This window comes from Novosphingobium anseongense (genome assembly GCF_037482895.1).
In the GTDB taxonomy this organism is placed as follows: domain Bacteria; phylum Pseudomonadota; class Alphaproteobacteria; order Sphingomonadales; family Sphingomonadaceae; genus Novosphingobium; species Novosphingobium anseongense.
Map to the genome: position 1 here is coordinate 1,132,100 of NZ_JBBHJZ010000001.1, position 12,100 is coordinate 1,144,199.

Sequence of the window (12,100 nt, forward strand, 5' to 3'; positions counted from 1 at the left end):
GCCTGACGGAGGGGTGTCCCCGTTTCGGAGAGGGCGACACCCCTCCACCACGCACTTCGCGCGCGGTCCCCCTCCCCTTGCAGGGGAGGATCTGGACTAGCTCATTCCGCATCGTCGCCCTCCCCGCCGAGCTGGCCCAGCCACTCGTCGAGCCGCATCAGCTGGTCATAGTCGTTGTAGCCGCCGATGTCGGGATTGAGCCGCGCGGTGAACGGCTCGCTACCCAGGATCCAGCGATCGATCGCCTCGATCAGATAGCGCGTGGTCTCCGAGATGAATTCCTCACGCGGAATGCCCGTGCGGCGCCTGTCTTCGAGGATCGGCTCTTCCCAATAGCCGAAGGCATTCTCGCCGCGCTGCTTGGGATCGCGCGACAGCGACCAGTATTCGAAGCGCTCGGCCGCGCCCGAGACGCCCTCGAAGCCGCCCTGCTCGGCGATCATGCCGATCAGTCCGAGCTGGAGTGCGAAGCCCTCCTGGACCATCGATCGCGAAGGCGGCTGGCCGGTCTTGTAGTCGACCACGGCGAGCTTGCCGTCGGGCAGCCGGTCGATGCGGTCGGCGCGGCCGTGGACTCTCACGCCCTTGACCAGCATGTCGCCCTTGCGTTCGCTGGCCAGGACCGTGCGACCCTCCGCCTGCAGGCGGCCGATCTCCGTGCCGATCCAGCCCAGCGCCGCGACGAGCCGCGGACGCCAGAGCGTGCGCATCAGCGGGTGCGCGCTCATCTTGTCCAACTCCTCGTCGGCGATCTGCAGCAGGTCGCCGCCGTCCTTGTGCCAGCGTTCTAGGATCGCGTGGACCGCGGTGCCCTTCCAGGCGGCCGAGGGTTCGGCGTCGAGCGCATCGAGCGAGGACAGCCGCAGGATCGAGCTCGCGTAGAACTGGTAGGGATCGCCGCGCAGGCGATCGAGCCCGGTCACGGCGATTTCGACCTTGCGCTGCTCGGCACTGGGCATCGGCTGCGGCTGTTCGTAGCGCGGCGCCGGTGCGGCATCGTCGATCGCGCGCGCCAGGGTGACGGCGCGGGTCTCTTCATGCGCCTTGAGAAGTTCACCGAGCATGGCCTTGACGCGCAGGACGAAGCGCGAGGGAATCACCGGCGCGCCTTCGTCGCGCTGCGCCCAGGACAGCACGACCTCGGGCGCGCCGAGCGCGGCCGCGAGATCGTGCGCCGACAGACCAATGCGGAAGTCCGCGCCCGGCACGCCGAGCGCGCGCAGCACGGCCGGCGGCAGCAGCGCGTCGGGCGACGGCGAGGCCGGCCAGACGCCCTCGGTCAGCCCGCCGCAGATCACCAGGTCGGCGCGGCTCATCCGCGCCTCGATCAGGCCGTAGACCGCAACGCGCGGATGCCCGCCCCACGGTGGGCGCACGGCCTGGCGGTCCATCGCGTCGCGCAGCACGGCGTGTAGCTCGCGCGGATCGATGCGGGTTTCGGCCGCGCGCGCAGCCTCGCGCAGGTCCTCGACGAAGGACGACAGCGCGCGCCCATCGGGCTTGCCCCAGAGCGCGGTGCCGCAGAGCGCTTCGGCAACCGAGGCCAGCATTTCGAGCAGGTCGGCGAGCGAGGCGTCGTCGGCGAAAGCGAACAGCGGCGCGAGCATGGCCTCGACCCCGCCCCACCAGTCGCGCACACGGCCCTTGTCCGCCGCCGCGGCGATCGGCGCGAGCCCGGCCGCAGGCCGCGGACCGCGCAAGGCAAGGTCGAGGCTGCGCGCGGCTTCGAGCCAGGCCGGGCGATCCGCCTCGGCCGAAACCAGCGGATGCGTCAGCAGCGCGAGCAGCGGCACCGGCGCAGCCTGCTCGGCGACGAGTTCGGCGAGCAGCAGCAGCAGGCGCCCGGCCGGGGTCAGCGCCAGCGGCTGGCCGGCGGTGTCGTCGGCCTCGATGCCCCAGCGCTGCAGCAGCGCGACGACCCTGCCGGCGAGCCCGCGGTCGGGGGTGATCAGCGCGACCCGACGCTCGGGCTGCTCGAGCGCCTCGCGGATCAGCACGGCGATCGCCTGCGCCTCCTCGCCCGGATGCGCGGTCTCCATCAGCCGCACGCCCGAGAGGCGGCGCTGGTCGGCGGGCAGCTCGACCCAGCGCGCCGAGACCGCGGGCGGCAGGAACAGGTTGGAAATCGCGCGGCTGCGCTCGGGCGGCGCGGCGCTCATCCCGGCGCGATGCCAGGGCTGCACCTCGTCGCGCGCGATTCCCATGCGGTTGAGCAGCAGCTTGAGGTGGTATTGCGGATGGCTTGCAGCGTCGTTGCGACCGAATTGCGGGGCATCTGCAGACACGGATTTGCCTGCGTTTCCGAGCGAATCCCATACCTCTGCGTCGAGCGAAAGGTCGAGATCGGGCAGGATCACGGCGCCTTTCGGCAGCGCCGAAACCACCCGCAAGAGCCGCGCCAGCGCCGGCGAGGCGCTGGTCACCCCCGCCGCAACCACCGGATTTCGCGGGGGATTTTCGGCCCAGCGCGCGGCGGCATGATCGAACAGCAGGTTCCGCCGCGTCGGCGCATCGACCATCTCGCGCTCGGCCAGTTCGGCGTTCCAATGCGCCTGGACCATCAGGAACGCCCGCGTCGAATCCTGCCAGTGCCGCGCCAGGTCTCCAACGATTCCAACGACTTCCTCGGACAGCAGGTCGATCGGAGCAATCCCCTCGACCAGCAGCCGATCCATCGTCCGCCCCAGTTCGAAAGCCCGCCGCAGCAGCGCTGCGCCCTGCCCCGCCTCGTCGCCCTCGACCGCCCGCAAATGATGCGCGAGCCGCAGCCAACGCCAAGTCGGATCGGCCGCCCGCGGGACTTCTGCGCCCGCTCCCAGCGGGTCAAGCAGCGCGCCCAGCGTCTCGTCGAGATCGAGATCGCCCACCGCCGCCATCCGCGGCAACAGCATGCCGGCACCCGAAAGCCGAATGAAGGCCTCGGTCACGGTGCGCACCGCGCGCTGGCTCGGCAGCAGCAGGGTCAGCCGGGCGAGGCCCAGTTCACCGTCCGAATAGCGCGGGATCAGCCCCGCGACGAGCGCATCGGCGAAACCGCGGTGCGCGGCGATCGAGTAGATCCGCGGGCCCTCAGGCACGCGTCAGCAGCGCCTCGGTCGGCGCGATCGCGCCGGGCTCGCCGACCTCGCACCACAGGCCCGTGTGCGACAGGCCGTAGAGCCGCTCCTCGGCAATCGCGCGCTCCCACAGCACGTTGGTCGAGAAAGCGCCCGCGGGCGCTTCGCGCAGCAGCCGGTGCGAAACGATCTGGATACCGGTATAGATGAACGGCGCGATCCGCCCCGTGCGGCGACGGCTGATCCGGCCGAGCGGATCGAGATGAAAGTCGCCCTTGCCCTCGTAGTTGAACGCACGCGCATGCGGCACGACGAGCAGCAGCGCGTCCATCTTGTCAGCATCCCAGCGGTCGGACAACTCGCGGAACACGTTGCGCGGACCGTCGAGCCAGATGTTGTCGCTGTTGAGGCAGAAGAACGGATCGGGCAGCAGCGGCGCCGCCTTGACCATGCCGCCACCGGTCTCGAGCAACAGGTCGCGCTCGTCCGAAATCGCGGTTTCCGGCCCTTTCTTGCGCGCCTGAAGATGGGCTTCGAGCGCGTCGGCGAGGTAATGAACGTTGACCACGGCCTTGGCGACGCCGGCATTGGCAAGCCCGTCTAGACTGTAGTCGATCAAGGCCTTGCCGTTGACGCGGACCAGCGGCTTGGGCTGGCTCGCGGTCAGCGGCCGCATGCGCTTGCCGAGGCCCGCGGCCATGACCATGGCGGTATCGGAGGCGAGATCGCTCACAGATCGTAGCTCCCGCCGCCCGCCTGACGCAGCTCTGCCGGCACGTTCGCGTCGAACCAGGCCGCCACGGGCGCCAGCGCCGGATGCGCGAGATCGCGTTCGAGCAGCGCCCAGACGCGCGGGATCAGATCGAGGTAGCGCGGCTTGCCGTCGCGCTTCCACAGGCGGACGAAGATGCCGACGATCTTGGCGTTCCGCTGCGCGCCGAGCCTTGCGTAGTCGGCGAAGAAGTCCTCGGCCGGGACACCGGTCTTCTGGATATAGTGATCGAACATCTCAGCCTCGAGCTCGGGCGAGACGTCGCGGCGCGCGTCCTGCAGCAGCGAGACGAGATCGTAGGCGCGGTGGCCGATCAGCGCGTCCTGGAAATCGAGCAGACCCTGCTTGTGCAGTTCGCCGAGCAGCATGATGTTCTCGGCGTGATAGTCGCGCAGTACGGTGACGCCGGGGCGCTGACGCAACGCCAGCGGCTTGAGCACCTGCTCCCAGGCCTCGGCATAGCCCGCGCCGTCGACGTAGAGGTTCTGCGCCGGGCAGTACCAGTCGACGAACAGCTTCGCCTCGCGCTGGTATTCGGGAATGCCGTAGTCGAGGAAAGGCCCCGACGGCAGGCGATGGAGATCGACCAGCGCATCGACCGCAGCGCGATAGACTTCGCGCTCGTCGGCGGGCCACTGATCGAGATAGTCGCGCATCCGCGCCAGGCCGAAGTCCTCCAGCAGCACCAGCCCGCGTCCTGCGTCCTCGGCCAGGATCCGCGGTGCGCGCATGCCGTTGCTGTCGAGCCACTTGGCAGCGCGCAGAAACGGACCGGGATCCTCGTGCGGCGGCGGCGCGTCCATCAGCATCGCGGTCTTGTCGCCGCGCCGGATGCGGAAGTAGCGGCGGAACGAGGCGTCGCCGGCAAGCGGCTCGACCTCGCTGCCGCCCCAGCCGGCGTTGTCGAGGAAATGGTCCAGGCCTTCGGGCATCACGGTCAGAGACATGGCAGCCGCCCTAGCCAATCCGCCCCCGCCTCCACAATCGCAATCCGCCCGGTGCCCACATCTTCGAGCGCAATCGCGAGGCAGCCCGGCTCATGCCCGAAACCGCCGGCATGCTCGGGCCATTCGGCCAGCAGCGCCGCTCCCTGACGGTAGTCGTCGAGCCCGATTTCCTCGGCCTCGGCCGGGTGCGACAGGCGGTAGAAGTCGGCGTGAACCAGAGGCATGCGGGTCGAGGGCGGTTCGTAGAGCTCGACGATAGCGAAGCTCGGCGATGGTGTCTCGCCCAGGTGGCCGAGCGCGGCGATGATTGCCCGCGCGAGAGTGGTTTTCCCCGCTCCCAGCCCGCCCGAAAGCGCGACCACGTCACCCGGCTGAAGTTTCGCGGCGATAGCCTGGCCGAAGCGCTCCATCGCGTGCAGATCGGGCAGATCGATCCTCACGGCAGTTCGACGATCGCCGCTGTCCCCTGGCCCGGCTCGGACAGCAGCTCGAGCGTGCCCCCGTGCGCCTCGACGAGCTGACGCGCGAGCGGCAGACCCAGGCCCTGACGGCGCTCGACGGCCTTGCCGTCGGCGCTGACTTTCAGGCCGCCAAGCGCCCGCGCAAGCATAGCTGCGTCCATGCCGGGACCGTTGTCCGAGATGACCACACGCGCCCAATCCTGCCCTTTGACCTTGTGCCGCGACAGCTCGACGAGAATGCGGCCGCCGCCGGGGGTCGCCTGGATGGCATTGTCGAGCAGGTGCCCGAGCGCCCGGCCGAGCCGGCGCGGATCGCCCGATATGCGCCCGGCCGTAGCCTTGTTGCCGCGCAGATCGAGCGCGAGTTCGGCGCGACGGATGCGCGGTTCGCGCTCCTCGACCAGCCGCGTGACGAAGGGCATGAGGTCGATCTCCTCGCGCGCGAGCGGCAGGATGCCGGCTTCGCTCTGCGAGAGGTCGAGCACGGACTCGATCTGCTCGCCCAGGCGTTCGACCGAGGCGAGGATCGCGGTCACATATTCCTGACCGGTGTCGGACAGGCCGCCGCCCAGCCCCGCCTGGAGCAGTTCGGCAAAGCCGCCGATCGAAGTCAGTGGCGTGCGGAACTCGTAGCTCATGTTGGCAAGGAAGCGCGTCTTGACCGCATCGGCCTCGACCAGCGCGGCATTGCGTTCGCGCAAGGCTTCTTCTGCCTTTTGCGAGTCGGTGATGTCGAGCACGGTCAGCAGACCGTTGCCATCGGGCAGCGGCACGCCGGCGAATTCGAGCGTGCGGCCGTCGGCCAAGTGGACGCGGCCGCCAGTCTGCTTGCGATCGAGCGTCGCGGCACGGACGACGTTACCCACGCCCTTGGCCTGCGGCGGCCGCATGAGCCGCGCGGCGATGCGCTTGAGCAGATCCTCGATGTGCGGGTGCGTGTCGAGGAAATCGCTGTCGAGCCCCCAGTCGGCGGCGAAGCGACGGTTCCACAGCTGCATGCGACCATCGGGCGCGAAGACCGCGATCGATTCGAACAGGCTGTCGAAGGTCGCCGTGCGCGTGCGCAGCAACGTGTCGCGCACCGCCGAAAGGCGCAGCTGCTCGGTGCGATCCTCGGCCACGAGCACGAGCCCGCCATCGGGCATCGGCTGCGCAACGATACGCACATGAGTGCCGTCACCGAGCGGCCAGGCCTCTTCCTGTGCCTCGCTGGCGGCAAACCAGTCGGCCTTCTCGCGGCGCCAGGCCTGATAGTCGCGCGCCTCGGGCACACGGCCGGCGTCACGCGCGATGTCGAGCAGGCGCTCGAACGGCGGCGGATTGAGCACGTGCGCTGGGGTCAGCGCGAAGAGGCGCTGGAAGGGCTGGTTGGCGAAGGTCAGCTGCCGCTTGTGATCGAACTGCGCGACGCCCGCCGAAAGCTGATCGAGCATCGAGCGCTGCGCATCGCGGAACGCCTTGAACTCGCGGCCCAGCTCCTCGAGGTCCTCGACGTCGATCGCATAGCCGGCGATGCCGTCGTCGATCAGCGGCAGATCGCTGACGCGCAATGCGCGGCGTGCGCCGTCGATCGTCGCGTGGACCATGCGCTCGATGGGCAGCTTCTGCTGCGCGGCCTGAAGCGCGACCTGGGCGGCGGTGAGCCCATCTACCGCCTCGACGAGTTCGGTACCCTTCTCGACGACGCTTTCGGCATTCTTGCCCGCGACCGCGGCAACATAGGCCGAATTGACCAGCCGCAGCCGCCCGTCGTGGCCGCGGAACCACATCGGCATCGGCGCGGCTTCGATCAGCGAGACGAGCGCACTGAAATCGCCGCGCGCGCGCGCGGCTTCGGCGCGCAGCTTGACCAGTTCGCTCTCGCTATCGGAAAAGTCGAAGACCCAGACCAGCGCAGCCCCACCCGGCGAGACGTGCGGATCGGCAAGGTGGCCGCGCAAAGCCAACGACCGGCGCGACCCGCGCGGCGTCGCCACCATGCGGAACGGCGCAGCGGTCTTCTGGGTGCGGCGGACCTCCGTGGTCAACTCGGCGAGCTGTTCGGCGGTCAGGCCCTTGTCGCCCGTATCGAGCTCGGTAAGGAACTGCGGCACGGTTTCTAGCCCCAGCCAGTTGGCCAGGCGCTGCGGCGCCTCGATCCGCCCATCGGCGCGGACCAGCAGCGGCAGCGCGGGCGATTCGTCGATCATGCGTGCGAGCCGGCGCATCGAACGCTGGCCGGCCTCGGCGCGTTGCTGACGCACCCGCGCCATCACGATCGCCCAACCCGCGGCGAGCGTCCAGGCTGCCAGCAGCATTCCCAGGAGGACAAGCACGGTCTGGCTAAGGATCATCGCATCTTGGGTATGAGGCGGCGGGTAGGATTACAAGGGGATGCCACCCGCTCTTCGCCGTGTTCGCAGATGCGCCCACAGATGCGGTGGGTATAAACGCAAACGCCGACCTCACCCGCAAGGTGAGATCGGCGTTTCCCGATCGCGCGGCGCCGAGCCTCATGCGAAGCCCGACGCGAGGCCGCGATCAGTAGCGGTAGTGATCCGGCTTGAACGGACCTTCGGTGGTCACACCGATGTAGTCCGCCTGCTTCTGGGTCAGCTTGGTAAGCTTCACGCCGAGCTTCTCGAGGTGAAGTGCCGCAACCTTCTCATCGAGATGCTTGGGCAAAACATAGACTTCGTTCTTGTAGTTCTCACCCTTGGTGAAGAGCTCGATCTGCGCCAGCACCTGGTTGGTGAACGACGACGACATGACGAAGCTCGGGTGGCCGGTGGCGCAGCCCAGGTTCACCAGGCGGCCCTTGGCAAGGATGATGATCTGCTTGCCGTCGGGGAACTCGACGAGGTCGGTGCCGGGCTTCACCTCGGTCCACTTGTAGTTGTCGAGCGCGGCGATCTGGATCTCCGAGTCGAAGTGGCCGATGTTGCAGACGATCGCCATCGGCTTCATCGCCTTCATGTGCTCGGCGGTGATGACGTGCTCGTTGCCCGTGGCGGTCACGAAGATGTCGGCGCGGCCCGTGGCCTCCTCCATCGTCACGACCTCGTAGCCTTCCATCGCCGCCTGCAGCGCGCAGATCGGATCGACTTCGGTCACGAGCACGCGGGCGCCGCCATTGCGCAGCGAGGCGGCCGAGCCCTTGCCGACGTCGCCGAAGCCGGCAACGCAGGCGACCTTGCCGGCCAGCATCACGTCGGTGGCGCGACGGATCGCGTCGACCAGTGATTCCTTGCAGCCGTAGAGGTTGTCGAACTTCGACTTGGTGACCGAGTCATTGACGTTGATCGCCGGGAACGGGAGCTTCCCCTCCTTGGCGATCTGATAGAGGCGGTGGACGCCCGTGGTGGTCTCTTCCGACACACCCTTGAGCGCCTTGACCGTCTCGGTCAGGTAGCCGGGCTTCGCCTTGAGGAAGGCGTTGAGCGCGCGGACGAATTCGATCTCTTCGGCGTTGGTCGGCTCGAACAGCTTTTCGCCGGCCTCGACGCGCCCGCCCCAGAGCGCGAACATCGTGGCATCGCCGCCGTCGTCGAGGATGATGTTCGAGGTGGTATCACCCCAGTCGAAGATCGAACCGACATAGTCCCAATAGTCGGCCAGGCTCTCGCCCTTGATCGCGAAGACGGGGATGCCGGCAGCGGCGATCGCCGCGGCGGCGTGATCCTGGGTCGAGAAGATGTTGCAGGTGGCCCAGCGCACGTCGGCGCCGAGCGCGACGAGCGTTTCGATCAGCACCGCGGTCTGGATCGTCATATGGAGCGAGCCGGTGATGCGCGCACCCTTGAGCGGCTGCGAGGCGCCGAATTCCTGGCGCAGCGCCATCAGGCCGGGCATTTCGGTCTCGGCGATCTTGATCTCGGCGCGACCGAAATCGGCGAGGCCGATATCGGCGATGACGTAGTCGTTCTGGACTTCTGCGACGCTAGCCACGGTGGGGAAACTCCTGCTGCTTGAACCCGCGATCCGACCCTGCCGGATGCAAGGACGGGCGGTTGCACGATTGCCCCGCCCTTAGCCCAGGCGGGCATTAGGTGGCAAATATAAAGATTGCTTTATATGATCGCCAGGCAGTTCACGCAGATGATCTGCTGATAGGAAGCCGCACCCGCTTCATATCAGCACGAGAACGCGAATGGGCGGCCCCTTCTCAGGAGCCGCCCACCGTTCCCCGCAGAGGTTGGGGAGATACCGACCGCGCGCTGTCGCTTAACGACCGGCCCAGGCGAGACGCGTCGTCGAGCCATAGTCGGACAGCAGCTGATCGGCCGCTTCTTCCAAGGTCGCGCGACCGCGCACGGTGGCGAGATTGCGCGCCACAGACTTGAGTTCGGCACAGCCGAGCCACGGGTGCCCCTGCCCGTAACCATTGGCCATGACGGTGCTCAGGCGGTCGAGCGCACGCTGGGCGCCGGCGGCGCCATAGCGGCGCGCCATCTCACCCTTGAGCTCGGCGTTGGCGGCGTTCAGATCGGACAGCTGGTTCGTGGTGAAGCGTCTGTAGTCGGCCTGGAAATTGTCGGCGGTGGTGCGGCAGCGCAGGCCGGTCACCATCAGCATGATGTCGAGACGGCGCACCTTCTCGGCACCGCTCATCGAACCGGCGGCATGCGCGGGCGTCGCGGCGGCGATGCCCAGCGTCAGCGCGGCAAGTCCCAGCATCGTCGAACCGAGCAAGGAAGAGCCCAGCATCTTGGTGTCGGCAGCACGCGCCGCCGTGTAATTCGGTGTCATCGGTAGTCTCCCCGCGGAGCAGCGTCCCCGCGAGAAATCCAATGCGCCCGGCGTCGTTAGCATCGCTTCAATTTCGGCGGTTAAGGAGAAATAAAGCATGGTCGGCCGTTGTCGCGCGGCAGCCTTGGCCTATATCTCCGGCGGCCCAGATTTCTTTGACCGATTCCCATTAGGAAGGATGATGCGATGACCATTGCCGTTGGCGAAAAACTGCCCGACGTGAAACTCAAGAAGGCCGGCGAGAACGGCCCCGAAGACGTCCAGACCGGTGACTACTTCAAGGGCAAGCGCGTCGCGCTGTTCTCGGTCCCCGGCGCCTTCACCCCGACCTGCTCGGCCAAGCACCTGCCGGGCTATGTCGAGAAGGCCGGCGAGCTCAAGGCCAAGGGCGTGGACGAAATCGTCTGCACCGCGGTCAACGATGCCTTCGTGCTCGGCGCCTGGAACCGTGCCGACGGCTCGTCGGACGTGACCATGCTGGCCGACGGCAATGGCGATTTCGCCAAGGCGCTCGGCCTGCCGCTCGACCTGACCGGCGGCGGGCTCGGCCACCGCGGCCAGCGCTTCTCGCTGCTCGTCAACGACGGCGTCGTCGAGCAGGTCAACGTCGAGGCAGCCGGCGAATTCAAGGTCAGCTCGGCCGAGCACCTGCTCGAGCAGCTCTGAGCCTTTCGCTCCAAGCAAAACGGTCGGGCGCGATACCCTAGGGTGTCGCGCCCGATTTGCGTTTGAAGACCACGGCCACGCGATCGCCAAACAGCACCTGCCAGCGCTTGTCGGCCCGCAGTTCGGCGATCAGCGCGCGGTTCCACTCGGGGCTCAGCACATAGGCCGCGGGATGATAGCGGCGCTCGATTTCGGCCAGGCGCACCCTGTCCCAGCTCACACGGCGATAGAGATCCCATTCGGCCGGCGCGTAGCGATAGTAGCGCCCGTCGAAGGCCACGCGGCGATCGGGATGGCCGCGATCGATCACCGGACCACCCCAGGGGAAATGCGCGAAGACCGTGCCGCGGACCTGCGCCGCCTCGAGCCGATCGATCGCCGACAGCGGGATCGTCGCCTCGAAATGCGTCGGCCGCAGCAGCGGCACCGCGATGGCAACGACCAACAGCGCGAGCGGCGCGATGACGGCGGGCAGACGGCGCTCGACGGGCGGCGGCGGCACGGCGCGCGCGATCACAAGGATCAGCGTGATCGCCCAGAACAGCACGAACCGTGTGGCAATCACCGTCATCGCGAAGAAAACGATCGTTACCGCCAGTTCGCGCGGATCGATACGGTGGGGATTGCGCAGCAGCAGCCAGGTCACGACCACCGCGATGAGCAGCACGGGCACCGCGCCATAGCGGTTGAGCGCATCCCACAGCGGCAGCCATTCGCTGACGCCCATCGCCACGCTCGCCCGCGCGTTCTGGCCCGACCAGGCAAGGATCGACCAGCCGTCGGGCGTCGCCAGCATAGCCGCCGCCGCCATGCCGGCCAGCAGGGTCGTCTCCCAAGGGGCAGCGCCGCGCTTCTGCAGCCATTCCCACCACCCCCAGGCCGCATGAGTCCCCAAGGCGATCGCGGCAACGCTGACCGAAGGATGCAGGTTCTGCCAGATCACGAACAGCGGCAGCGCGAACAGCGCGGTGCGCCAGGGCCGAAGCTCGAGCCGCAGAAGCGCCAGCAGCAGCCCGAAACCGAGAACAGCGAAGCTCTGCGGACGCAGGCTTGCGGTCGGCAGCGCAGTGAAGAGCGCGATGGCCAGGCCGAGCACGACGCCAGCGGCCGAGCAGCTCCGCCGCCGGCATGCCGCGGCAATCGCGAAAAAACCGCCGAGCCAACACAGCGCATCGAATATCCGCAAGCCGGTCCAGCCGGCAGCCAGGCGCACCGCCGCCATGATCGCCTGCCCAAGCCAGGCGAAGGCGGGCATCGGCTCGCCAAGGTGATTGGCGGCGAAGGGCTCGCTCGCCAGCGGAGCCCCGTTCGCGAGGATGAGCTCGCCCAGCTTGAGCTGCCAGAAGACGTCGACGTCCCATATCGGGCGGACCAGCAGCACCGCCAGCATCGCGGCAGGTGCGAGCGCGAGGAGCCAGGCCGCGACGACGCCGCGCACCTGGCCAAAGGCGTTCGTGCTCTCGCTCAAAA

At 68.2% G+C, this 12,100-nt stretch carries 9 protein-coding genes; 1 reads left to right on the forward strand and 8 read right to left on the reverse strand.

The annotated features are described in order from the left end of the window. Positions 1-101: 101 nt before the first annotated feature. The 7 genes from addB to WG901_RS05490 form a co-directional block, all read right to left on the reverse strand. Complete coding sequence (gene addB / locus WG901_RS05460) at positions 102-3,077, reverse strand: double-strand break repair protein AddB (RefSeq protein ID WP_339585990.1); 2,976 nt, start codon at positions 3,075-3,077, stop codon at positions 102-104. Continuing rightward, entirely contained in the window at positions 3,070-3,789 is a 720-nt protein-coding gene (locus WG901_RS05465; RefSeq protein ID WP_339585991.1) for a nucleotidyltransferase family protein, read from the reverse strand. The genes addB and WG901_RS05465 overlap by 8 nt, the downstream gene beginning before the upstream one ends. Beyond that, entirely contained in the window at positions 3,786-4,775 is a 990-nt protein-coding gene (locus WG901_RS05470; RefSeq protein ID WP_339585992.1) for an aminoglycoside phosphotransferase family protein, read from the reverse strand. Before WG901_RS05470 ends, WG901_RS05465 begins: the two co-directional genes overlap by 4 nt. After that, positions 4,766-5,215 carry a tRNA (adenosine(37)-N6)-threonylcarbamoyltransferase complex ATPase subunit type 1 TsaE gene (tsaE, locus tag WG901_RS05475; RefSeq protein WP_339585993.1) on the reverse strand — a complete coding sequence of 150 codons (450 nt, stop codon included), beginning with the start codon at positions 5,213-5,215 and terminating at the stop codon, positions 4,766-4,768. The genes WG901_RS05470 and tsaE overlap by 10 nt, the downstream gene beginning before the upstream one ends. Then, the gene (locus WG901_RS05480) at positions 5,212-7,569 is read right to left on the reverse strand and encodes a sensor histidine kinase (protein WP_339585994.1); all 2,358 of its coding nucleotides are present in this window, start codon (positions 7,567-7,569) and stop codon (positions 5,212-5,214) included. The genes tsaE and WG901_RS05480 overlap by 4 nt, the downstream gene beginning before the upstream one ends. Before the next feature lie 187 nt (positions 7,570-7,756). After that, positions 7,757-9,163 (reverse strand): adenosylhomocysteinase, encoded by a 1,407-nt coding sequence (gene ahcY / locus WG901_RS05485; protein WP_339585995.1) that lies wholly within the window; start codon positions 9,161-9,163, stop codon positions 7,757-7,759. Positions 9,164-9,439: 276 nt separating this feature from the next. Continuing rightward, the gene (locus WG901_RS05490) at positions 9,440-9,964 is read right to left on the reverse strand and encodes an S-adenosyl-L-homocysteine hydrolase (RefSeq protein ID WP_339585996.1); all 525 of its coding nucleotides are present in this window, start codon (positions 9,962-9,964) and stop codon (positions 9,440-9,442) included. Positions 9,965-10,150: 186 nt separating this feature from the next. Between WG901_RS05490 and WG901_RS05495 the strand changes: the two genes are divergently transcribed. Continuing rightward, positions 10,151-10,630 carry a peroxiredoxin gene (locus tag WG901_RS05495; protein WP_339585997.1) on the forward strand — a complete coding sequence of 160 codons (480 nt, stop codon included), beginning with the start codon at positions 10,151-10,153 and terminating at the stop codon, positions 10,628-10,630. A gap of 37 nt (positions 10,631-10,667) precedes the next feature. Here the strand turns inward: WG901_RS05495 and WG901_RS05500 are convergent, their stop codons facing one another. Continuing rightward, the gene (locus tag WG901_RS05500; RefSeq protein ID WP_339585998.1) at positions 10,668-12,098 is read right to left on the reverse strand and encodes a hypothetical protein; all 1,431 of its coding nucleotides are present in this window, start codon (positions 12,096-12,098) and stop codon (positions 10,668-10,670) included. Positions 12,099-12,100: the final 2 nt, after the last annotated feature.

What these genes read in the sequence shown, in the direction of transcription:
- WG901_RS05470 (WP_339585992.1), bottom strand. Translation starts at nt 4,775, where the DNA reads ATGTCTCTGACCGTGATGCCCGAAGGCCTGGACCATTTCCTCGACAAC.
- WG901_RS05480 (WP_339585994.1), bottom strand. Translation starts at nt 7,569, where the DNA reads ATGATCCTTAGCCAGACCGTGCTTGTCCTCCTGGGAATGCTGCTGGCA.
- WG901_RS05490 (WP_339585996.1), bottom strand. Translation starts at nt 9,964, where the DNA reads ATGACACCGAATTACACGGCGGCGCGTGCTGCCGACACCAAGATGCTG.
- WG901_RS05495 (WP_339585997.1), top strand. Translation starts at nt 10,151, where the DNA reads ATGACCATTGCCGTTGGCGAAAAACTGCCCGACGTGAAACTCAAGAAG.